The 310-nt window shown below is 46.1% G+C and carries 1 protein-coding gene; it reads right to left on the reverse strand.

Translation table 11 applies throughout. The features are described 5' to 3' along the window. A partial coding sequence (locus ACST14_RS10970) for a hypothetical protein (protein ID WP_459463480.1) occupies window positions 1-310 on the reverse strand: 310 nt, incomplete at both ends.

Here is a 310-nt window from a genome sequence, read left to right on the forward strand (position 1 = left end):
GCTGCTTCCACTGTTGTGATCGCATTCGCAATGCTTGTATTAGACTTCCCCCCCACTGTAACTACCAATGGACTTGAAAAAGTCCCTCCTAAATCTCCTGCCAATACAATCTTACCCGCCGTACTGGTCGTAGCACTCGGTACTCCTGCCGCAATATTCGTAGTAGTAAAGGCATTATTAACAAAGGCAGTAGTTGCGATTGCAGTGGATGCATCACTCGCACCTTGTGTTACAGCTATTGTTCCTGTAGGTAGTGATGGTGTTCCCGTAAACACCGGTGATATAAGGTTCGCCTTTAAATTTAATGCCG

Source organism: Aquirufa sp. A-Brett2-15D (assembly GCF_054558735.1).